The organism is Woodsholea maritima DSM 17123 (assembly GCF_000382325.1).
In the GTDB taxonomy this organism is placed as follows: Bacteria; Pseudomonadota; Alphaproteobacteria; order Caulobacterales; family Maricaulaceae; genus Woodsholea; species Woodsholea maritima.
This window is the reverse complement of the sequence record NZ_KB908058.1, coordinates 213,711-235,869: the sequence shown is the minus strand read 5'-3', so window position 1 is coordinate 235,869 and position 22,159 is coordinate 213,711. Positions and strand designations below refer to the sequence as shown.

General features: G+C 57.3%; 23 protein-coding genes. 7 read left to right on the top strand and 16 right to left on the bottom strand.

Annotation, left to right across the window (positions count from 1 at the left end; translation table 11 throughout):
• Positions 1–188: 188 nt before the first annotated feature.
• A complete protein-coding gene (locus H151_RS0109345; RefSeq protein WP_019961400.1) occupies positions 189–1,007 on the bottom strand; it encodes an ion transporter in 819 nt (272 codons plus the stop codon).
• Positions 1,008–1,126: 119 nt separating this feature from the next.
• Here H151_RS0109345 and H151_RS0109335 point away from each other — a divergent pair, with 119 nt between their 5' ends.
• The gene (locus H151_RS0109335; protein WP_019961398.1) at positions 1,127–1,483 is read left to right on the top strand and encodes a PAN domain-containing protein; all 357 of its coding nucleotides are present in this window, start codon (positions 1,127–1,129) and stop codon (positions 1,481–1,483) included.
• Positions 1,484–1,575: 92 nt separating this feature from the next.
• Positions 1,576–2,670 (top strand): DUF2336 domain-containing protein, encoded by a 1,095-nt coding sequence (locus H151_RS0109330; RefSeq protein WP_019961397.1) that lies wholly within the window; start codon positions 1,576–1,578, stop codon positions 2,668–2,670.
• Here H151_RS0109330 and H151_RS0109325 read toward each other — a convergent pair.
• The 4 genes from H151_RS0109325 to H151_RS0109310 all read right to left on the bottom strand — a co-directional run bounded on the left by H151_RS0109325 (position 2,667) and on the right by H151_RS0109310 (position 6,399).
• Complete coding sequence (locus tag H151_RS0109325) at positions 2,667–3,917, bottom strand: mechanosensitive ion channel family protein (RefSeq protein ID WP_019961396.1); 1,251 nt, start codon at positions 3,915–3,917, stop codon at positions 2,667–2,669. The two genes, H151_RS0109330 and H151_RS0109325, sit on opposite strands and share 4 nt — an antisense overlap.
• A complete protein-coding gene (locus H151_RS0109320) occupies positions 3,914–5,533 on the bottom strand; it encodes a peptide chain release factor 3 (protein ID WP_019961395.1) in 1,620 nt (539 codons plus the stop codon). Before H151_RS0109320 ends, H151_RS0109325 begins: the two co-directional genes overlap by 4 nt.
• 95 nt (positions 5,534–5,628) lie before the next feature.
• Entirely contained in the window at positions 5,629–6,006 is a 378-nt protein-coding gene (locus H151_RS0109315) for a hypothetical protein (RefSeq protein ID WP_019961394.1), read from the bottom strand.
• Positions 6,007–6,060: 54 nt separating this feature from the next.
• Positions 6,061–6,399 carry a DUF1491 family protein gene (locus tag H151_RS0109310; protein WP_019961393.1) on the bottom strand — a complete coding sequence of 113 codons (339 nt, stop codon included), beginning with the start codon at positions 6,397–6,399 and terminating at the stop codon, positions 6,061–6,063.
• A gap of 56 nt (positions 6,400–6,455) precedes the next feature.
• Here H151_RS0109310 and H151_RS0109305 point away from each other — a divergent pair, with 56 nt between their 5' ends.
• Together H151_RS0109305 and H151_RS0109300 are read left to right on the top strand one after the other, a co-directional pair.
• Entirely contained in the window at positions 6,456–8,030 is a 1,575-nt protein-coding gene (locus H151_RS0109305) for a hypothetical protein (protein WP_019961392.1), read from the top strand.
• 10 nt (positions 8,031–8,040) lie between these two features.
• Positions 8,041–8,958, top strand: a complete 918-nt coding sequence (locus H151_RS0109300; protein WP_019961391.1) for a hypothetical protein — start codon at positions 8,041–8,043, stop codon at positions 8,956–8,958.
• Between the two features lie 788 nt (positions 8,959–9,746).
• On the opposite strand, the gene H151_RS17090 is transcribed toward H151_RS0109300, so the two are convergent.
• Positions 9,747–11,534 carry a sensor histidine kinase gene (locus H151_RS17090; protein ID WP_169336733.1) on the bottom strand — a complete coding sequence of 596 codons (1,788 nt, stop codon included), beginning with the start codon at positions 11,532–11,534 and terminating at the stop codon, positions 9,747–9,749.
• A gap of 203 nt (positions 11,535–11,737) precedes the next feature.
• Between H151_RS17090 and H151_RS0109290 the strand changes: the two genes are divergently transcribed.
• From H151_RS0109290 to H151_RS0109280, 3 genes are all read left to right on the top strand, one after another.
• The gene (locus H151_RS0109290) at positions 11,738–12,880 is read left to right on the top strand and encodes a hypothetical protein (protein WP_156823452.1); all 1,143 of its coding nucleotides are present in this window, start codon (positions 11,738–11,740) and stop codon (positions 12,878–12,880) included.
• 224 nt (positions 12,881–13,104) lie between these two features.
• Entirely contained in the window at positions 13,105–13,338 is a 234-nt protein-coding gene (locus H151_RS0109285; RefSeq protein ID WP_169336732.1) for a hypothetical protein, read from the top strand.
• Positions 13,339–13,420: 82 nt separating this feature from the next.
• Positions 13,421–13,843, top strand: coding sequence for a SufE family protein (locus H151_RS0109280; protein ID WP_019961387.1), 423 nt, complete (start codon positions 13,421–13,423; stop codon positions 13,841–13,843).
• Here the strand turns inward: H151_RS0109280 and H151_RS17085 are convergent.
• From H151_RS17085 to mnhG, 10 genes are all read right to left on the bottom strand, one after another.
• Positions 13,840–14,526 (bottom strand): DUF6456 domain-containing protein, encoded by a 687-nt coding sequence (locus H151_RS17085; RefSeq protein WP_156823450.1) that lies wholly within the window; start codon positions 14,524–14,526, stop codon positions 13,840–13,842. The two genes, H151_RS0109280 and H151_RS17085, sit on opposite strands and share 4 nt — an antisense overlap.
• Positions 14,527–14,540: 14 nt before the next feature.
• Positions 14,541–14,879 carry a helix-turn-helix domain-containing protein gene (locus H151_RS0109270; RefSeq protein ID WP_019961385.1) on the bottom strand — a complete coding sequence of 113 codons (339 nt, stop codon included), beginning with the start codon at positions 14,877–14,879 and terminating at the stop codon, positions 14,541–14,543.
• Positions 14,880–15,042: 163 nt separating this feature from the next.
• Positions 15,043–16,776 carry a Na(+)/H(+) antiporter subunit D gene (locus H151_RS0109265; protein WP_019961384.1) on the bottom strand — a complete coding sequence of 578 codons (1,734 nt, stop codon included), beginning with the start codon at positions 16,774–16,776 and terminating at the stop codon, positions 15,043–15,045.
• Positions 16,769–17,083, bottom strand: a complete 315-nt coding sequence (locus H151_RS0109260; protein ID WP_019961383.1) for a hypothetical protein — start codon at positions 17,081–17,083, stop codon at positions 16,769–16,771. Before H151_RS0109260 ends, H151_RS0109265 begins: the two co-directional genes overlap by 8 nt.
• Complete coding sequence (locus tag H151_RS0109255; RefSeq protein ID WP_019961382.1) at positions 17,080–18,549, bottom strand: proton-conducting transporter transmembrane domain-containing protein; 1,470 nt, start codon at positions 18,547–18,549, stop codon at positions 17,080–17,082. The genes H151_RS0109260 and H151_RS0109255 overlap by 4 nt, the downstream gene beginning before the upstream one ends.
• Positions 18,546–20,075: a monovalent cation/H+ antiporter subunit D family protein gene (locus H151_RS0109250; RefSeq protein WP_019961381.1), complete on the bottom strand. Its 1,530-nt coding sequence runs from the start codon at positions 20,073–20,075 to the stop codon at positions 18,546–18,548. The genes H151_RS0109255 and H151_RS0109250 overlap by 4 nt, the downstream gene beginning before the upstream one ends.
• Positions 20,072–20,779: a cation:proton antiporter subunit C gene (locus H151_RS0109245; RefSeq protein WP_019961380.1), complete on the bottom strand. Its 708-nt coding sequence runs from the start codon at positions 20,777–20,779 to the stop codon at positions 20,072–20,074. Before H151_RS0109245 ends, H151_RS0109250 begins: the two co-directional genes overlap by 4 nt.
• A gap of 2 nt (positions 20,780–20,781) precedes the next feature.
• Positions 20,782–21,228, bottom strand: a complete 447-nt coding sequence (locus H151_RS0109240; protein WP_019961379.1) for a Na(+)/H(+) antiporter subunit B — start codon at positions 21,226–21,228, stop codon at positions 20,782–20,784.
• The gene (locus H151_RS0109235) at positions 21,229–21,786 is read right to left on the bottom strand and encodes a DUF4040 domain-containing protein (protein ID WP_019961378.1); all 558 of its coding nucleotides are present in this window, start codon (positions 21,784–21,786) and stop codon (positions 21,229–21,231) included.
• Positions 21,787–21,789: 3 nt separating this feature from the next.
• Positions 21,790–22,158 (bottom strand): monovalent cation/H(+) antiporter subunit G, encoded by a 369-nt coding sequence (gene mnhG / locus H151_RS0109230; protein ID WP_019961377.1) that lies wholly within the window; start codon positions 22,156–22,158, stop codon positions 21,790–21,792.
• Position 22,159: the final 1 nt, after the last annotated feature.

Genomic DNA, 22,159 nt, shown 5'->3' with positions numbered 1-22,159 from the left:
AGTAGATCCCGGATCTCACTGTGTGTGCGCTACCGCCTATCGGCTACTTGAGCGCTATCGTTCGTCCGGGATGACATTTTTTCTTTTGTGTCCTCGCTGCGCTGCGGGCGCGCGGGCGCGCTTGCGAACCCTGCCGGGTTCGAACATGTCATGCCAGACTGTCTTTCTTTGCGACTGAAGACCTTAAATCAATCGCGGCCCGCTTTGATGTCATCGCGCAGCGCACGGATCTCTTCGCGCAGGCTCATTAATTCCTGGCGCAGAACTTCACGCTCATCATGGGCCACACTTTGCGCACTATCGGCCTCTTCAGCGTGCTGGGATTGCAGCGAATCCACCATCACCGCGATGAAGAGGTTAAGCACCGCAAAAGTCGTTAAAATCACGAAAGGCACAAAGAAAGCCCAGGCATAGGGGTAGATATCCATCACCGGGCGAGCAATCCCCATCGACCAGCTTTCCAGGGTCATCACCTGGAACAGGGTATAGGCCGAAGCCCCCAGATCCCCGAACCATTCGGGATGACTGGCCCCGAACAGCTTTGCCCCCATCACCGAGGCGACATAGAAAATCAGACCCAGCACCATGAAGATCGCGCCCATGCCCGGAATGGCATGGCCCAGAGATTCGACCACCCGGCGCATCTCCGGCATCACCGAGAACAGGCGGAATAGGCGCAGCGCCCGTAAGGCACGCAAGACCGTGAACGCCCCGGCATCTGGAATGAAAGAGAGTGAGACCACGAAGAGGTCGAAAATATTCCAGCCCGATTTGAAGAAGTTTTGGCGATAGGCCAGAAGCTTTAACGCCAGTTCAAATACAAAAATCCAGACAATCAGTGTGTCGATGACGTGCAGAGTTTCGCGCACACTGTGCGGCAGAGCATAAGTCTGCGCGCCCAAAATCGCGGCATTGAGCAAGATCACGCCGGTGATGGCATTTGTGAAATAAGCATTTTCCACCACGGATTTGAGCAAGGATGGGGATGTCGCGTCTTGGCTCGTCATGCGTCAGTCGTCCTATAAAAATAGTTTTATGCTGGCGATGGGTAGCGATCTGGCAACATCTTCGCAACGGGTTTTGCCTTACAATCGCTTCAGCATCTCGCGCATTTGAGGATAAAGATATGACGGGCCTGATATTTAGCGCGCTGCTGGCTGTGAGCCTCGTTCAAGATGTCGGATTTGAACGACGCGGTGCCTTTGTCGGCGTCTATGACGATGCGCGCGCCCAAAGTCCGTTTCACTGTGCCGAAGCGTGTGCAGAAAACCCATCCTGTCAGGCCTGGACCTGGCGCCAGCCGCGTCCCGATCGCGCGGCGCGATGCGAGCTGTTACGTCATGCGCATGCGCCCAGTCCCGCCCCCGATGCGGTTAGCGGTTTAGCCCCTGAGATCCGTGCCCGGATCGAAACCGGTCTCAGCCGTGAGCCCAGCGTGCGTGAAGATCAATACATTGATGAAATTTTGCGCGATAGGCACTGAATCTTTACCCTAAACAGGTTCAATACTACACGCGCATGCCTACATACTATAGCGCTGGGAAAACAAAGCATTCGCGGACACTGGACAACATTATGGCAACGGTTAACAAGCTTCACAAACTCGCCGAATTGGCAAAGGAGCGCTCGTCTGAGTGCCGCCGGGCGCTGCTGCGTGAAGTGACGGATTTATTCTTTGATGCGCCGCCGGAAACCGGCTCTCCCGTGCAGGCGCAATTTGATGCCGTGCTAAGCCAACTCGCCAGTGAAGCGGCCCAGGATGCGCGCGCGGAAATATCGCGGCGCTTTGCCGATACGCCTGTGGCCCCGCCCGGCATGATCCGCAAGCTGGCGCGTGATGCCATCGAAGTCGCCGCCCCCATCTTGCAAAAATCGGGCGTCTTAAACGAGGATGACCTGCTGAAGATCATCCATGAAACCAGCCAGCAACATTTGCGTGCCATTTCCGCACGCCCGCTTGTACCTGAACGCGTTTCCCATGCCATTGTCGAACGCGGCGATGATGAAACGGTCGCGACCCTGGTCAAGAACGAAGGCGCACAGCTCTCGCGCCAAACCTTTGAAGTGGTTTCCGAACGCGCGCAGACCAGTCCAATCCTGCAAGCCCCCCTGGCGCACCGTGCCGATACGCCCACCGATTTGCTGGCCGATTTGACCCATGTTGTGGAAGGGGCCTTGCGCGATCATATCCAGCGCCGTTTTGACAAGCTGGACCCCGGCGTCTTGGAAGCCGCCCTCGCCGCCTCGCACACCCGCCTGGAAGCGCGCTTGAAGGAAGATAAAGCTATAGCCGAGGCCCAGCGCTTCATTACCTCCAAGCAGGTGCGTAAAGAGCTTAACGGGGCCCTTTTGGTCCGCCTGTTGCGCGAAAAGGAATATATTAAATTCTGCATAGGCTTCGCCGAATTGGCCGGCGTGGATTATTCCGCCGCTAAAAAAGCCTTGGAAGAGCCCACAGTAGATGCTTTGGCCCTGATCTGCAAAGCCAGCACGGACATTGATCGCGCCTTGTTTGTCACCTTGGCGGTCTTGCGCAGTGATGCACCGGGCGATGCCTTCAGCCATGCCCGCGAGCTGGGCAAGATCTATGACGATCTCAGCCAGGAACAGGCTGAACGGGTGATGCGCTTTTATAAAATGCGCAAGAACGCGGCTGCGGCCGCGGCTTAGCGCTCTGCCCCCTCACCGCTATCATCCTCACCACGCGCGCGCATAGCCTCACTCATCGCAACGGCTTGACGCGCCTTCGCGCTTAAACCAGGCTCAGCCTTGGGCGGCATAAAACGCTCTGCACCATCATCAAGATAGACGGTGGTGGATGGGAAGGCGAAGCTGGTCCCGGCTTCATCCTCGACGATGCGCTTGATCGCAAAGGCCAGCTCTTCCTTGATCCGCAGCCATTCGCCCCAATTGGTGGTCGTGGTGAAGCAATAGAGCATAAAATCAATCGAAGAGGCGTTGAACTGATCGACCCGCATAAAGGTGGGCACCTCGGGCGGTTTGGCAAATTCTTCATGCTCTAGAACGAAGCTCAAAACCCGGTCGCGGATGATTTTCAACTGTGCGGTGGTGGTTTTATACTCCACCCCAATGATCCAGCGAATTCTGCGATGGGTCATGCGCGAGAAATTCGTCACCGCATTATCGGCCAGAAAGGAATTGGGCACATAGACCGGGCTTTTATCAAAGCGTCGGATCAGTGTAGAGCGGAAATTGATCTGCTCCACCGTGCCCTCGACCACGCCATCGACCAAAATCCACTCACCCGGCAAAAAACGCTTCTCGGTCAGTACCAAAAGTCCCGCGATAAGGTTTTTAAAGAGATCTTGCGCGCCTAAACCCACGGCCACACCGAAGAGGCCCAAACCCGCAACAATGGGAGCCACCGGGATATTCCAGACCTGAAGGACGGCGGCCGCGCCGACAATCAGGAACAGGATTTTCAAGGCCTTGGCCATCCAGTCGATCAGAACTGGCGTCAGCACCCGCTGCAAAGGCCGGATGATATGGGCCACCGGCTCCACCGCCTTATGCAAGGCCCAAAACAAGGTGACAATCATCAGCGATTGCACAACCGCGATGCCATTGATCAGCGCACCCGGCTGATTCAGGCCTAGAATATGCACCGCCACATAGGCCCCGATTATGATCGGGATCAGGCGAAGGGGATCGGTAACGGCCTCTAAAATCCGATCATCCAGCAGGGTTTTGGTCTGTTCCGTGCGCCGTTTGATCAAGGCAAACAAGAGCCGCGTAAACAGGCCGCGCACCACCAAAGACAGAATAATCACGCCCAGCGCGATCAGGGCATCGCCCACATCCAGCCCCATGAAACTGGTATGCCAGACATCTTTTGCGATCGCCCACAGGCTATCAAGATCGGCTGTCATATCGGTTTGGGGCTGGGGTGCACTCATGCCCGGCGTTCCTTGGCTTTTAAGAAGCGAATATCGGGGTGTTTTTCTTCAGAATACGACACTTCCCAAGCCGATTTGGCCAGGAAGACGATCGCGCCATCAATATCTTCGGCGATGGCCGTTTTATGGCGATCAATGAAGGCGTCAATCTTGTCGCTCGGCCCATCCAGCCAGCGCGCGGTTTCAAAACTGGCGGTTTCGAAGGTCACCTCGATGCCATATTCAGTGTCCACACGCTCCGCCATCACTTCGATTTGCAGCTGGCCCACGGCACCGACCACATATTCCCCGCCGACTTGCAGGCGGAAAAGCTGGGTTACCCCCTCCTCGGCGAGGCTTTCGAGCGCTTTTTTCAAATGCTTGGCTTTGAGCGGATCTTTCAAGCGTGCCCGGCGCAGCATTTCCGGGGCAAAGTTGGGAAGGCCCGCCACGCGCCATTTTCCACTGGTTGAGAGCGTATCGCCAACCCGCAAGGTGCCATGGTTGGGAACACCAATGACATCACCCGCATAGGCTTCATCAGCCAGTTCACGGTCCTGGGCGAAGAACATGGTCGGATTGGCCACGGTAAGGGCTTTACCCTGATCGGTTTTCAGCTTCATACCGCGTTTGAACTCGCCTGAGCATAAACGCACAAAGGCCACCCGGTCGCGGTGATTGGGGTCCATATTGGCCTGAACCTTAAAAACAAAGCCTGCAACTTCTTTATCGCCGGGCTCCAGCTTGTCCTCACGACCATTATTCGTGGCGACCTGAGTTTGCGGACCTGGGGCATGCCTAGCCAAAGCGTCCAACAGCTCCCTCACCCCGAATTGGCGCAGCGCTGAGCCGAAATAAACCGGCGTCATATGGCCTTCTTCATAGGATTGAGGGTTGAAGGTCGGGCAAACCTCTTGCGCCAACTCCGCGCCCTCGACCAATTCCTCGTATTCTTCAGGGGTGAGCTCGGCCTTGGCCCCGCCGTCCATGGCAAAGCGAGGTGCGCCTGCGCCTGGATTATGCCCCTCGCCCGGACGGACATATTTCAGGAAATCACGGCTGGTCAGATCCATCACGCCCTTAAAGCGATTACCCGAGCCCACAGGCCATTGCATCGGGGCCGCATCCAACGCCAACTTGTCCGCGATATCATCGAGCAGCACAGAAGTGTCCAGCGCTTCACGGTCCATCTTGTTGATAAAGGTCAGGATTGGAATATCGCGCAGGCGGCAGACCTCCACCAATTTCAGCGTTCTTGGCTCCACACCTTTAGCGGCGTCGAGCACCATGATCGCACTATCTGCGGCCGTCAGGGTGCGATAGGTATCTTCAGAAAAGTCTTCGTGGCCCGGCGTATCAAGCAGGTTGAAGGTCAGCCCGGCGTATTCATAGGTCATGACCGAGGCCGATACCGAAATCCCGCGCTCACGCTCGATCTTCATCCAGTCCGATTGGGTGCGGCGATTTTCACCGCGTGCGCGCACTTGACCGGCGGCACGAATGGCCCCGGCCGCGGCCAGAATATTTTCCGTCAGCGTCGTTTTACCCGCATCCGGGTGAGAGATAATGGCATAGGTCCGGCGAAGGGACCAGGGCGCACGGTTCGCGCCTTGGCCTGCGGGGGCAAGATCGGTCATAAAGTGTCCTAGACTGTCGCGTCACATTTGGCCGTCTGGGTAGCGCCCAGCGGCGAAATTCGCAAGTCTGGCCTGCTGATCGGCTTTAAGCACGCCTAAGGTTCAGACTTCCACACCATGGCGTTGACGTGTTTTTTGCTGAGCTTGCCTTCATTATGCAGCTGAAACAGCGATTGCAGCACCACCAAAGAGACTGAGGCCAAGCGCACCACGACTTTTTGCGACACGCTCGCACCCGGCGGCACGAAGGCCATCATCGCATTGGCATCCCCGGCCCGGCAGGCCACCAAGGCGGCCAGCGCCTTGGCTTTTTCGGGATGAGTTTTGACCACGTCGGGATATTCCATGATCACGCCCTGTGTGACCCGCAGCGCCTCTTTCAAGGTCGCGCCATGAAATTTTTCCGGCATGGATTTATAGGTCTGGGCCGGGTCGCCCAAATCAAACACGGCATTATTAAACGCGAACAGCATAAACCCTTTTCCCTGACTGTCCCGGCTCACGCCTCATATGAAACCGGATCAGAGTTAAGAAACCTCAACCCGTTCAGTCAAATAATGGTGCCCCTCGCGATCAGCAATCTCGATTAACCATAGATCACGATCATCCTCGGCGCGCCGTGTCATGTATTGATCCAGTTCACGCTCTACCATCCAGACGTCACCCCGCGGAAATGTCCAGACTTTTTCGCCGCTCATCGCATAGCCTGGGGCCATGAGAAGGGCCATGCCGTCGGCGCGCAGGCGCTTTAACAAGACGCTGCCAAAATCGCTATCTCCACGCTTTATCACATAAAACGCGGCCCCCCCGGCTTCGGCCCGCCAGCGCAGGGCATCGAGCCAAATCTGTGTTTTGAGATCAAACATAATCCTTGATGGCCGGGCAATTGCTTAATAAGACGTTAAAGACAGGGGAGTGTTTCATGTCGATACGTCGAATTGCGCTGAGTGTCATCACTGGTTTTTCGCTGGCCTTGGGGTTTTCAGGGTTAACGCAGGCCCAGACCCAACGCACCGAAGATATCGCACTGAGCGAGATTACCGGTTCGACCGCGCCCCTTGTTATTGATAGTACCACGCCAGCGGCCCGCGTTGATTTTGTTATCGCACCCGGTTCGGACCCTAGCCGTATTGAACTCGTCATGAAGGGTTCACCCCTGGGCACCGCGTCAGGCGGGGTGTTATCAGTGGCGATCAATGAAGGGCGTGCGATTGAGCTTTCCCCTCATGCACAAACCTTCGAAGCGCGCTTCACCCTCTATTCCGAAGCTCTGCGGACCGGCACCAACACATTGCGCCTGAGTTTCGCCGGTGAAGAGGGCGTCGAGGGCTGGCGCATCTCACAAGACGCGAGCCGCTTACGCGTCAGCACCACGCCGATTTTAGATTTTGCCAGCCTGAGCGATTTTGAAGCCGCTATGAAGTCAGACTTCGCTGGCCCACGCCGCATTGCCCTTGATACAAACGTATCAGGGCGTGAGCGCCTGATCATTGATGCCATGCTGGCCCAGGGTTTGGCGCTGCGCATGGGCGAAGCGCCGGTATTTGTGGAAGAGCCCCAACTGGCCGAAATTGTTATCCGCAGTGCTCTGTCGAGCGAAGCAACCGGCCCGCGCCTACGCCTCAATGATGGTCATACACTGGTTGTCGAAGCGCCCACTTTAGAGGGCCTTGTCAATGCCAGCCGTTTATTTGCGGCGCGTCAATTCAGCGGACAGGGTGACGTTTTCACGCCCGCCTTGGCGCTGAATGCACCCAGCCTGGGCGAAACGCGCCCGCTTACGGCTAGCTTGCAACGCGATCTGACCGATTTTGCCCACAGCGCTGCCCCCTTCAGCCAAAACCAAGGTGCGCAAAGTGCCGTGGTGATCGCCACCGACACGCAGGCCGCGCATATTGCGGCCCTGTCCGTGCTGGCGCGCGCCGCCTTGGCAGGCGGTGAGGCCTGGGTCTATGCTTGGTATGGCGACGATGCCAAGGCTGCACCCTCTACCCATAATATCCTGTTCTTGGGTGATCTTGATCGTTTGGACCGCCACTTCCTGGCGCAGGCACCCTCAGAATTGCGCGCGGCCACTGACGCGGCGGAAAATCGTAATCCAGAACGGCGCCAATTTCATTTCGGCTCCAGCGCCTATGCCGATGATCTCAGTGAAGAGCGTGATCCCCTGACCGGTGTCGCTGCGCTGTATCGCTTAGATGCCCAGCGGTGGATGGGCGTGCTTGCCGCGCCTGAAGGCTCAGACTTTGCCCGCGCGGCCCGGCGCCTGGCGCGCCATGATGGCCTGTGGACCTCCCTTTCCGGGCGCGCGGCCCTGTGGGATATTCGCGAAGTCACCCCCTTTGGCGAACGCATGACCGCGCGCACCAGCGCGCTGGCCGCGATCGGCTTTGTGCGCGCGCACGATCGTTGGCTGGCGTTAGGGCTGTTTGCATTTTCTGTCTTTTTGCTGTTGATGGGCACATCAGTAAACCGGAAATCAAAGCTTTCGGTCTAAACAAGGGGGCATGGTTTATCGCTATGCCCTTCCCCTTGCGCTTCTGATCGGAGCGAGCCTTCCTACTTCGGCCCAGGCCCAAGCCGCGCGCGCCGATGTCGCCTTTGTCGATCGCGCCGAAGCTTTGGCGCTGGATGAGAGCTGTCATCTGTTCAATGCGCGTGAGCGTCGCTCCCTAGAGGCGGGCCTACGCCAAGCCAGCGCCACCTTGATGCGCACCGGGGTTCGGCAAAGCCAGCTGGATGAAGAGCTGGTCCGCGCGCGCCGCGCCGCGATCCGCGCCGATTGTAATCATCCCGATATTCAGGCCGCCGCCGAACATATTCGCCAGGCTTTCGCAGGGTATCTCACCATGCGCCAATGGCAATTCGACGGCCGGGTGCAGAGCTGGACCGCAGATCGCAATCGCCTGGATCTGGGCGGATGGGCGCTTTATCAGACCCTGCCCCAGGCGCAAGCCCGCTTTGGTCTGGCCTTCACCGATGACGGCGATGGCATTTTGCTGACCGGGCGGACGCAGACGCAAATGACCGGCGCGGCCTTGGTTTTACGCGACACCTCGCGCTCTCAAGGGCCCTATGATGCCACTGCTGGCGGAATATTACAGCCGCCCGGCGGGCAGGTATTGGCCAGCTATGGCCCACCCCCACAGGCGCAAACCCGCATCTGGGCCTCAGCTCGCATGATGGGCCCTTTAACCGCCTACCCCATCTCAGAAAACGGCGAAGCGCCCGCGCCCGAGGCCATGCCCCAGGTCTACAGCTTTCGTTTTCCCGATGATACCTTGCAGCGCCTCGCCGGGCTCGATCCGCGCGAAGGGGTCAAGGTTGAGCTTTATGGCCAAGACGGACGGCGTGACCAGGATATCTGGCTAGAAGTCGGTGAGCTTCGCGCCGCGATTGATTTCCTTGATGCCGCGATGAATTGAAATACGGTCTTTCCTCATTATGGCCCGTTCTTCTCCTCCCCTGCGCAGCGGGGGAATTGGTCCGTCAGGACCTTAGGGGCGTTTTTTTTCTGAGCTTATCAATGAATACTGTCATCCCGGACTTGATCCGGGATCTATCTCCCTTATAGGCAAACTCAGGAGATCCCGGGTCGGGCTTTGTTGTGCGCTACCGCCTATCGGCTACTTGAGCGCTAACGCTTGCCCGGGATGACAAGTTTTGTTGATTTATCTCTTCCCTGAGTGGGAGGCGTTAATTTCATGGACCCCAAATCAAGTTTGGGGTGACAGCTTCTTGAAAAGTCCTCGCTTACGCTGCGGGCGGCATCTCTTTAATGCCCTAACGGCTGTCGCCTACTTGAGGGCGGTCGTCCTTGCCGGCTGATCGCCCAGTTATCCCAATCCTCGCTTCGCTGCGGGCGCGCACTTTTTATTTGTCCTATCGCCTGTCGGCTATTTGAGGACATTTGCGCTTGCGGGCTGATCGCCCAGTTATCCCAATCCTCGCTTCGCTGCGGACGCGCGTTCGCGCTTGCGACCCCTCTGGGGTCGATGGACCCCGGATCAAGTCCGGGGCCGCGTAGAGGCAACTCTCAACCGGGTTCCCGGACGAACGAGAGTGAGATCCGGGATCTATGCCCCCTCAGTCAGCTCCCCCGCACGTAGGCGAGCACATGCTCTTCATCCGGAGTGGCACAATAATTCAGAGCAAAGCGAACAAAAAAAGCCCCGGACTATGCCCGGGGCCTTCCTCATCATCTGTAAGAAACTTAGCTGGCGATGCGCTGATTAAGGCTCACAACACTCGCCCCGTCGAACTCTGTTTTGTTTTGATTGCTCGCCTGTGCGCTCGCTTGCGCGATGTGCTGACCGGCTTCTTGCGCGCGGCGGATTTGAGAGTGCACCGCCAGCGTGTCTTCATCCTCGTCCGGACGACGGTTGGGCTGGGGACCGCTGAGCACCGGCAAGCGCACCGTCACTGTTGTGCCCTGATAACGCTCACTTTGAATATCCATCAAGCCGCCATGCATCTCGGCCAAGGCGCGCACCAAGGAAAGCCCCAACCCGGTACCGCGTTCACCATTTTCAATGGCGGAGCGGGCCTGCTGATACGGCTGACCCAGCTTGTCGATTTCATCGGCACTGATGCCGACACCGCTATCGCCCACGGCCAGCACAAATTCATCACCTTGCGCACGCGCCATCACGGCCACGGCACCGCCATCGGGGGTGAATTTCACGGCATTCGACAGAAGGTTTAACAAGATCTGGCGCACGGCCTTGCGGTCTGCATTGACGATCAAGTCCTGATCGCCGGTATCGACGCTTAACATGAGGCCTTTATCTTCAGCGCGCAGGCGCACCAGCTTGGCGCAGGTCTCTACCACATCGCGCGCATCGAAGTTCTCCAAGGTCAGCTCATAGCGGTCAGCCTCGATCTTGGACATGTCCAGCACATCGCCGATCAGCTCCAGCAAATGACACCCGCTCTCATGGATCAGCTCGGCATATTCGGCATAGCGCGCAGGCAAAGGCCCGAACAAGCGTGACTTCATCACATCGGAAAAGCCGATAATGGCATTCAACGGCGTGCGCAGCTCGTGACTGACTGAGGCCAGGAAATCGGACTTGGCGTGATTGGCGGCCACCGCCTCATCACGTTCCGCCTTCAAGCTATCAATATAGCTTTGATCGGGCGCACCGCCATGCAGATGGAGAACCGTGCCTTCTGGGCTCGCCGCACTGCGCGCAAAGATCGGCGAGCGTTGACCGTCGCCGGAACGCACAGAAAAGGTGAAGCGCCCGCTCATATGCACTTGAGACAGCCCTTGCAGGATTTTCGAGCTGTCTTCCTCACCAAAGGCGAAGCCTTCAATCGGTAGACCCTCCAGATTGCGCGGAGCACCGGGCACCAGCGCACGCACCGCGCGCGAAGCCGCGATCACCTTGCCTTCGCCATCACAAGCCACCAGCGCGGCCGGAGCACATTCAAAAGCATGGGCAACAGGCTGTAGGGCCTTGGCCGCATCGCGGGTGCGATCCAAACGCAAGCTGGCGCGCAGACCGGCAAAGATCAACGCAATGGCAAAGAAGCCCGCCAAGGATAAGGCCGGTACAGGGCTGAGCAAATGATCGCTAAACGGTTGGGCTGAGATTTGCGTCAGGCTCAACACGCCCAGGATCGCAAAGGCCGTCACATTGGTGATCGCCGAAGGGATCACGGCGCTGCGCCGTCCGGCCGCCGCCATTGCCGCAGGCCCTGCCAGGAAGATAAAGGCCGCCGGGCTTAACGCCCCGCCAAAGGCCGCCGTGGCCGCGAAGACCGGAATGACCCAGCTCAATGTCAATAAGAAGCGGCGACTATCCGCATTCAGGCGTGATGACAAACCCAGGCCCACCAGGCCCGGTAAGGCCAGTGCCGCCCAGCCACAAATCGCATTCATACTCAAGGCTTGGCTTTGATGCAGCGCAATCGCAGACGCGATGACACCACACAGCCAAACGGCATGAACAACTGGTCCGCCGATCCGATCGATCGTTAAAAATGCACGACGCATGGTTTTGGCCATTGGCCCCTACCCGACTCACTTTGACAACATATTGCCGGACCTTGGCCTGCTCCCCTTAACAATCCTTGAACAGGCCGTCACGATTTTGAGATTTAATTATAGACTCCTGAAAAAGACGATATAGAGGGCTGATCAAATAATTTTTTCCAGCTATGATGCACGCGGGGACAGCGAGAACGAGGGTTCATTAGATGCCAAGTCTTTGGGCATGCCTGCTTTGTACGGCTGCACTGCAAGTCAGTGCCCCGGCGACAAACGATCCAACACCAGCCACCTCTGACACGGGCATGACCCAAGAGGGAGCCGAAGCCCTTAACGAAAACGCCAACACCACACCGGTCTTAGCGCTGCGCGATGGCGAACATAATGACATCGCTTTAGAAGGCACACCCTTATTTACCCGTGCAGAGACCTATGCCGCCTTCCACGGTGATGTTGAGGCCGCCCAGATCCGCGAGCTCCGTTCAGGCGCAGATCTTGATGCCGTCATGGATAGCCTGGTGGCCTATTATAAAGATGATGCCTTGGCCGACGCTCACATCGCCTATGCCGCTCTGGTGGCACAACAATTTCCAGAATTCTTGGATGATGTACGCGCGGTTGCCGATTATTATGGTCCGCAGGTTGCCGTAGAGGCCCTGACCCATGATCCGATCTATGTCACAGGGTTTACCGGCGCGGATGACGCCTCGGACACGGTTTTCTCCGCCCTCGCCCAAGATAGTGAGCGCATCAGCCTCGCCGCGGATCGCTATCGCGAAGCCGCCTATGATCTCCAGGCGCAAAGCTGGGCGCAACGCCGTGCCCGTGATCGCCAAGACCGTTTGTCATCCTTAGAAACGGCATCCTCGCGCGTCAGTGCCGATTTCAGCTTGGGTGACCAAGTGCGCGCCGCGCCCACCGATCCTGAATTGGCCGCCGCAACCCGCACCCAAGCCCCCGCCGCCGCCCGTCATAATGGTGCCGTTAGCGCGCTTCTCTTGCGTCAACGCGAAGAGATGGCCGCCCAAGCCAGCCCCACCTTGACCCTCACCGTGGGGCAAGCGCAGCTGGCCCCGGATGAACATCGCATTGGGCGGATTTTGACCGTGGCCGCGCTGCAAGCCATTCGGGATACAGACCCCGCAACCCTGGACGCGATGCTGTCTGATCCGCGTGTCGAGCGTTGTATTAACTGGGCGCGGTTACAACTGACCCAGTGTGTGGCCGCCGGTCACTTTAAATACGAAGACAGTTTCTGTATCTCGCAGCATGCCCTTCATGATGTCGCCCTATGCTTAAGCGCATCGCGTGAGATTGAAAGTAACACTAATACATCTACTGTATCAAATTAGAACGCACACCTTGACGGGATTGAGCTTTTTGCTTGGTCCCGTCCAGCTTTAAGACATTTTTAACGCTTAATCTTGGTTTTGATGGTCCTGGAGCCCTATTTAAGTTAGCGTCATTCTTGCTTCTTAGGGGAAGCTTAGTTGGGATGATGCGGTTTATGAGATTTTTGCTCACAGCCCTTTTCTGGATCGGTGTGGTCAGCGCTTTTATGCCTGCGGATTTTTACATGTCCGAGAGCGTATTAGCACGATCCGACGTTCCCGTAGATCAGATCGGGGCGCAGCTGCGCGAGATTGACATCCCCGACATTGAAAGCCAGCCCGCCTGTGATGATCATCGCGAGCTGTGCTCTGTCCTCAGCGAGTTTTCCGATTTCGCGGGTTTCTTTGGGGGGTATACCCTCAACAAGGTCGAAACCGCATTGAATGACCACATGGATGCCCCGCGCCAGCCTGACTAAAACGCCTCTCCAGACTTAAACTTACAAGGCCAGGTGAAAGCCTGGCCTTGTCATGTGCGCGTGAGGGAGCTACCTCCCCCCTATGAGCACATCAATCGACCAGCTGAACAGTGATATCCAAGACCTGATCGAGGAGTTTGACTTCTTAGGGGACTGGGAAGAGCGCTACCGTTATCTCATTGATTTGGGAAAAGATTTAGCGCCTCTTGCGGATCATGAGAAGAATGAAGCCAGCAAGGTTCATGGCTGCACCAGCCAGGTCTGGCTGGTTTACACGCTGCACGATGGCGTGCTGAATGTGCGCGGCGACAGCGATGCCCACATCGTCAAGGGCCTGGTTGCGCTGTTGATCCGGCTCTATGATCAGCGACCGATTGAAGCGGCCCGCGCGGTCGATGCGCAAAGCGTTTTAAACGCCATCGGCTTGGCTGAACATCTCTCACCCCAGCGCTCAAATGGTTTGGCCTCTATGGTCGCGCGTCTGAAGGCGGCGGTCGCCGCCTAAAACGCAGATGCCCGTTGAGGGGTGATCAGCCCATAGTGATGGGCCAGGCGATCGAGCGCCAAAGGCAGCGCAAAGCGCGCCGCATGGCGCGGCCAGCTTAAATGGCGCTCGGCCCCCTCCAAGCTTAACTCGCGGATCACCATGGCGATCAGAATCTGATCGAGCTTTGGCCCAACCGCTTCAAGCGCACGCATGACCCGCGATTTAGCGGCCAATGCCCCCTCGCCCGGATCAGAAGCGGCGTAAGTGGGCGAACGCCCCGCACCAAAGCTTTGCCAGTTTTGCGTGATAGAGGGAGCTAGGCTGGAGCGATAATAATCGCCATGCAGACGCTCACCGGCTTCAAATTGCACGCGATTTAACAGGGTCGTGGCTGGGGTGGAGGGCGAGTAATAGCGGCTCAACACGCCAAAATCCGGTTTACGCTGCGCCTTTGCCCAACGGCCTTGGTCATCAAGAATATCGACGGTTACAGTCTCCTTACCGATCTTAGCAAGCTGCGCACGCCCCTTCGCGCTGAGGGCCAAGCCTTCGCCCTGCACCATCAGCCAGTGCGCACTTTGTGCGACTTCGATGTCTTGAGGATCAATCATCACTAAGGCCCGCCGGGAACGCGGCGAAAAAATGCCATATCCCGCCCCCTGACGGCGAAGCTCGCGCCCTTTGGGCGCAAGCTTCTTCATCCAGGCAAAGCCCGTCACAGCACCAATTCCTGGGGCTGAGGCATATCGGGGCAAGGCGCGGAGCGTAAAAACGCCTCCAGATCATCCAGACACGCATCCAGGCGCGCATCATCACGGCAATCTTCGATCCGGTGACAGGCGTGGGCCGCGGTTGAGCGGTCTCGCCCAAAGGCGATGGCGACGCGCGCCAGGCTAAGTTGAAAGGCCACATGCGCCAGATACATCGCAACCTGGCGGGCAAAGGCTATGCGCGGTGAGCGGCGTGTCGCGGCCACCAACTCATCCAACGGGATATCAAAAACATAGGAAACGACATATTGAGCGAGACGAGCACGCGCTCGGTCCTGGCTCATTCGATTATGGATTTCCCCCATTATTCACCCTTTCACTGAGCCGGTCCACCATTGGACAGGCCCATGCTAGGGCGCAAAATTCAGGGGAGGATAAGATGGGCTAATCCCTTAAGGGGAGAAGGCATTTTCTCCCCTTAAGGGTGTGGATAAGCCCACATTTCACTTATGACGCGTAGATATAAGCGACGATCAAGACCACGGCCAACAACAGCGTACTCCAGACCGCCATAATCCCTGAGGGCACATCACGTGCAAAGCTACCCGCCGGACTGAAGAGGTTGAAGAGGCCTTTGCGGATGGTGCGGCCTAAGCCTGCCCACCCCTGATCCATGGCTCCACCCAGACGATCCAACATCGCGCAACTCCACCGCGCCGCGCCATCAAGCACTTTGCGATAGATCCAATCGGTATCGAGAATGGTGATGTCTTTCTCTGCCGGATAGAGCTTGAACCGCATCAAGAAGGTGAAGGCGAACAGCGCCGCGAGGAGCAGCTGCATCTGCCCCACGACGTGATCATAGGTATAGGGCTGATACTCCACCGCATAGGGCAGCAGGTTGTAGAGTGCGCCATAATTAATCCCCAGATAGAGGCACAAGAAAGATGCCAAGCCCATGGCCAACAACATGTTGAACGGGGCTTCCTTGACCTTGTGTCCGCCATCATGACCGAAAAAGGCACAATAGGGAATTTTGATCCCAGAATGCTCCAACACACCGGCAGAAGCAAAGACCAAGATCAACCAAGGGATATAATGGTGTTCATGCAGAACCGCCGACAAGGTCAAGGCCTTGGCGACAAAGCCCGAGAACAGCGGGAAGGCCGAAATCGCCGCCCCGCCAATCATACAAAAAACGGTGGTCAGCGGCATCGACTTATAAAGCCCGCCCAGATGGCTGGCCTTTGTGGTGCCCACACGCATCAACACCGCGCCCATCGTCATAAACAACAGGCCTTTATAGATGATGTGGACAAAGGCGTGGGCCGCGGCCCCGTTCAAGGCCAATTCAGAGCCCACACCGATGGCGCAAACCATGAAGCCCAGCTGGTTATTCAGCGAATAGGCCAAAACCTTGCGCAAATCATTTTCCACCACCGCGAAGAAGACCGGGAAGGCCGTCATGATCGCGCCGATCCAGATCAAGATCTCCGTCCCGGCAAACCCCCTCGCCAGCGCATAGATGGCAAGCTTCGTCGTAAAGGCGGACAGCACCACCGCACCGGTCGCGGTGGCCTTAGGATAGGCATCCTGAAGCCAGTTATGAAGAAGAGGAAAAGCGCATTTGATGCCGAAGGCCAAGAATAACAACATGCCGCCGGGCGTATCAATGGAGAAGACCCCAACATCACCCACGCCGCCAAAGGCCCAAGAGCCTGTCGTATTGTAAAGCATGACCGCACCGCCCAGCAGCAGCACGCCAGAGAGAACAGAAATCGCCAGATAGCGCAGGCCCGCCCGATAAGCTTCGCCCTTACGGCTAGCAAAAATCAAGAAGATCGAGGAGATCGCCGTCAATTCCCAGAAGAAGAACAGCGTCAGCAAATCACCCGCAAACACCGCGCCCAGGCCCGCCCCGGCATAGATCAAACCGGATGGATCAGACATGCGATCCTTTTCATGCCAGGCATAAATCCCGTTGAGGAAGGCCGCGATGATGAAGACCAGGCCCCACACGCGCGAGATATTATCCAGACGATAGGTTTCAAAGCTGAGGCCAGCCATCTCCACCACGCCATAAACCCCGCTTTGCGGCGTAATGAGCAGGAGGAAGAGCGCGGCCAAGGGTGAGAGGACCATCAAAACCTTACGCGCATAATGCCAAGGCAGAATGACCGCCAGCAAGCCGGCCAGAACGACCGGAATCGCGGGGCTAATCCCCATGAAGAGATCACTCATCATCGCCCTCCTGGGTGTAGTAATCGGCTTTACGGCCCAAAATCGCGCGCAAAGGCCAGCCCATCAGCACGGCAAAACAAAATCCGAAAAAGCCCATAATGGCGTAGAAGCCAAAGACATCGCCCGGCCCGCCATGGGGGTGGAAATGGTGGATCGCCTGTAGGCCAATCATCGCCAGCGTGCCGACAAGGAACAGCCAGAAGAAAGCCCCGCGTACACTTGGCTTATCGAGGAATAAGAAAGGCTTGGCAAAGGGATGCACGCCATCATCCTTAGATGGGGAATGGAGGGTATCGTTCGAACTCACGAGGCAATCTCCATCGAAAAGACAGGCGCGAGATAGCTGACCAAAGGATCAATCAATAAGAACAGCACAAAGGTCGCAATCGCCGTCAATAAGGGCGGCAAGACCGCCAATAAGGGCGGCATGCCCGGACGCATCGGCGCGTCATCCTTGGGTTTTTTAAAGAAGGCATTGATCACGATGGGCAAGAGATAGCCGATATTGAGCAGTGAAGAGCCGATCAGCGCCGCCATCAGCCAGGGATGCCCGGCTTGATCACTGCCTTGCATCAGGAAGAATTTCGGCCATGTGCCGCCAAAGGGCGGCAGGCCAATCAGGCTGAGCGAGGCAATGCCAAAAGCGGCAAACGTGACCGGCATGAATTTGCCCAAACCCGCCATATCCGAAATATTGGTTTTCTTGGTACCGGTATAGATCGCCCCCGCGCCCATGAAGAGCGTGATCTTGGCAAAGGCGTGCATGACAATCTGCAAGGCAGCACCCAGCATCGCCGCCGGGCTCGCCAGCATCGCCCCTAAGGTCACGTATGACAGCTGAGACACGGTGGAATAGGCCAAGCGGGCCTTCAGATTATCCTGCGTCATCGCAATGATCGAGGCCGCCACGATGGAGAACCCCGCCAGCCAGGCCAAGGCATCGGCCGCCGGGGTGGCCGCCATGGTCAGCGGGCCAAAGACATAGGTCGTGACTTTCAACATCGAGAAGACGCCCGCCTTCACCACGGCCACCGCGTGTAGCAAGGCCGAAACTGGTGTCGGGGCCACCATGGCATTGGGCAACCAAGGATGAACCGGCATCAAGGCCGCCTTACCGATCCCGAAGGCGAACAGGCATAAGATCACGCTGGAGAGCACAGGGCCTGCTGCGCCCAAAATACCGCCGGGCGTAAAATCCGTGGTTCCGGCGACAAAATAGGTGATCAAAACCGCCGGTAAGAGCAGCCCGATCGAGGTCGATAGCAAGATCGACATATAGATCGTTGCGCCCTTGCGCGCCTTGGCATCGCCCTTATGGGCCACCAAAGGATAGGTTGAGAAGGTCAGCGCTTCATAGAAGAAGAAGAGCGTGATCAGATTGCCCGACAGCGCCACACCCATTGCCGCCGCAATAGAGAGCGTGAAGCATAGATAGAAACGGGTCTGATCCTTTTCCTTATTTCCACGCATATAGCCGATGGAATAGAGCGAGTTCAAAATCCACAGCCCACTGGCGACCATGGCGAACAGCGCGCCCAAAGGCTCCAGCTTGAACTTCAAGGATAGCCCAGGGGCAAACTCAAACAGCTCAATCGTGGGATTGCTCGGCGCGATTTCAACCAAATAGGCGACATTGATCGCCAGCAGGACCGCAGCAATCAAAGTCATGGCTTCGCGCACATTGGGATAACGCCCAAAGGCCACCACCCCAACACCGCCCGCCAGCGGCAGAGCCAGCGCCAGACCTAAAGCCAGTTCTGGTGTCCAGGTCATAGGCCCATCCCCCCATCAAGCGCAGCACGCGCAGCGTCTTGGGCAAGACCGACCAGCAGATCGGTTTGCACCCCAAAGACCAAATTGGCGAGCGCCAGGATCCAAAGCGGTATCAAGATCATCATCGGCACGCGGCGCACCTTGATCGCAGGCTCATGCACCGGAGCCGGATTGACCCAGATATTGATCAAAATGCGATAGACATAGAACACCGCCAGCACGGACGAGAAGACGATGAGCGCCACCGCCCACCACCATCCGCGCTCCAACGCGGCCGAAACCAGATAGAATTTCGAGACAAAGCCCACCGTGAACGGCACACCAATGAGGCTGAGCCCGCCAATGGTGAAGGCCGCCGAGACACCCGGCATCAGCTGGCCCAAGCCTTTGAAATCGTCAATCCTGCGCACGCCATAGGCATAGCTGAACGCCCCAAGAGCCACGAACAGCGCACCCTTCATCAAGGCATGGTTGAGAAGGTGCAGCATGCCCGCACTCACCCCCGCCAAAGACGCGATACCAAAGCCAAGCATCATATAGCCGACCTGCGCCACGGATGAATACGCCAGGATCCGGCGTACATTGACCTGAAAAATCGCCTGCGCCGAAGAAATCACCATCGCCATCACCGCCAAAGGCGTGATGACCCAGGTCAAGAGCCCCGTAACAAAAGACGCTGTCGGATCAAAGATGTCGAAGGTGAAGCGGATAAGGGCATAGAAGGCGACTTTCGTGGCGGTTGAAGCCAGGAAGGTCGTGACAAAATTTGGCGCATAGGCATAGCCATTTGGCAACCACATATGCAGCGGGAAAAGCGCCGCTTTCAACGCCAAACCGACCAGAATGAAGCCAAAGGCCACTTGTACGACCCGGTTATCATTTTGCTCCACCAACAGGCGGGCAATATCAGCCATATTCAGCGTACCGGTCGACATATAGAGGAAGCCCACACCGATCACGAAGAAGGTCGCCCCGATCGTGCCCAGCACCAGATAGTTGAAGGACGCAGTTAAAGCCCGACGGTCTTTCTGGGCCCCCATGGCGATCAGCGCATAGGTGGGGATTGATGAAATCTCCAAGAAGACGAAGAGGTTGAAGGCATCGCCGGTGGTGGAGACCCCGACCAGACCGGTAAAACAGATCAGGAAGGCCGCATAGAAGAGCGATTGCTTGGACTTGGCGATTTCATCGGCCACGCTCGGCAGGGCAAAGATCAAGGCCAAGGTGCCCATCACGCCCAACAATAAGAGAAGCGCGATATTGAGCCCATCAATGCGAAACTCAATGCCATAGGGGGGCTGCCAGCCACCAATAGCATAGGCCACAGGCGCACCGCTCGCTTGCATCTGGCCATAAATATCCAAGGCCAAGATCAGGGTGGAGACCACACCGATCAGCGCCGCCAACCAGCCAAACCGACCTGAAGGCTGCGCGGCCACGATGGCCGCTAGCACCATGGGCACCAAAACTAACAAAACCGGGGCGTGATCGCTCAACGCAGCCGGTAAGAAGCTCGCTTCAATCACGCTGTGCCTCTTTCAATCTCATCCGAATAATCGGCCCGCGCAATGGCGGAATCTTCAATCGTGCCATAGCTTTCGCGAATGCGAACCACCAGGGCCAAACCCACCGCCAAGGTCGCGACCCCCACCACAATCGCGGTCAGGATCAGAACATGGGGAAGCGGGTTGGAGTAAATAATCTCAGCCGTGTGATGAACCCCATCATAGGCCGCAGGGCCAGCATCATGATGGGCGGCTTGTTCGGCCAAGGAATGGACGGCCTCGCCGACACGCTCACGCAGATCGCCATGGCTGGCGGCCTGTGAAGCCCCATGAGCCACATCTGCACCCTGCGCGCCCGCGTGGGCGTCACTTTGGGTGGCTCCGGGAGTAGCTCCGTGAGTTTGCGCATCGCTTTGGATATGGTCACCATCATGCGCGGCCTCCACACTATGATGCGCGCCCTCACCGGCATGGGCCGCTGCGGTGCCATGGCCTGCATCGCTGCCATGGCCATCGCCATGCTCAGCCGGGTAAGGCAGGATCGGCGGCACGCCGCCAAACACCTTACCCATGGTGATATAGAGCAAGAAGACCGAAGTTTGGAAAATCGACAAGCCCACCAGGCGTTTCACCAGATTGGCAGAGGATACAACGCCATAAAGGCCAATCATCATCAAGGCGATGACGATGATATAGTTGAAGCGTTCAGAGATCAGCTCAACCATCTCTACCAATCCTCATCTGAAATATCAGGAGTACGACCGGCGAAGGCATAAAAAATCGCCAGCATCACACAGGTCACCGTGGTCAAAACGCCCAGTTCGACACACATAATGCCGATATGCTGGCCGGACTTATGGCTGAGATCAGGATGAAGGACATCATAATCCAGGAAGTCCCCGCCCATCAGCAAGGTCACAATCCCGGTTCCGGCATAGATCAATCCGCCCAGCGCCATGCCAATGCGCACCCAGCTGGGTGGGACCGCTTTCTTGGCCGCATCCACACCGAAGATCAACGCATAAAGAATGACCGCTGCGGCCAGGATCACCCCGGCCTGGAAGCCCCCGCCCGGTGAATAATCGCCGTGGAAGTGGACGTAAAAGCCAAAGACCACGATGAAAGGGATCAACAGCTTGGAAACAACGCGAAGAACAATATGGGGAGGCATCATTTAATTCTCCTCCTCTTTGCGTCCGCCGAGCCCGAGCAGCAGCGCCACGCCCAGACCGGCGGTAAAGACCACAAAGGTCTCGCCCAAAGTATCAAAGCCGCGATAGCTGGCGAGCACCGCCGTAACAATATTGGGAACATTGATGTCATTGGGGGTCATGGCGACATAATCCATGCCGACATAGGCATTCACCGGCGAATTGGGATCGCCATAAATCGGCATATCGCCCAAGGCATACAGCAAAGCCGCGCCGGTGATGACGACGACCAGCAAGGCCACGATATGGCGAGCCTTACCTTCCGGCTTGCAATCACGAGCGGTGAGCAGCATCGCGCCCAGCATCAACACGGTTGAAATCCCCGCACCAACAGCGGCTTCGGTAAAGGCCACATCCACCGCATCGAGCGACACAAACCAGGCCGCCGACAGCAGCGAATAGGTGCCAGTCAGCATGACAATGGCAAAAAGGTTTTTCATGCGAATGATCGCAATCCCCACCACAACCAGCATCGCGATGAGGGCGTAATCAAGATATTGCGTCAGATCGAGGTTCGCCATGACCTAGCCCTCCCCTTTGCCGGCATCGCGTGGATGGGGCGGTTTAAAGCGTGACAGCATCGGGGCAAGCCCAGCCTTATAGGCCGCATTGGCCACCGCATGGGTTGCCGTCGGGCTGGTCAGGAACAAGAAAAAGCCCAACAGTAATAACTTCGCCGCGACCAGCGTGAAGCCCGCCTGGATCACCAGACCGATAATGATCAGTTCAGCGCCCAAGGTATCGGTAACACCTGCGGCATGCATACGGGTATAGAAATCAGGAAGGCGCATGACGCCAATCGTGCCGGCCAGCACAAAGCCGACCCCTGCGAGCATGAAGCCCGCCGAAAGAAGATCGAGAATGATCGAAAGCGCGATAGAGAGCAAGTCCATA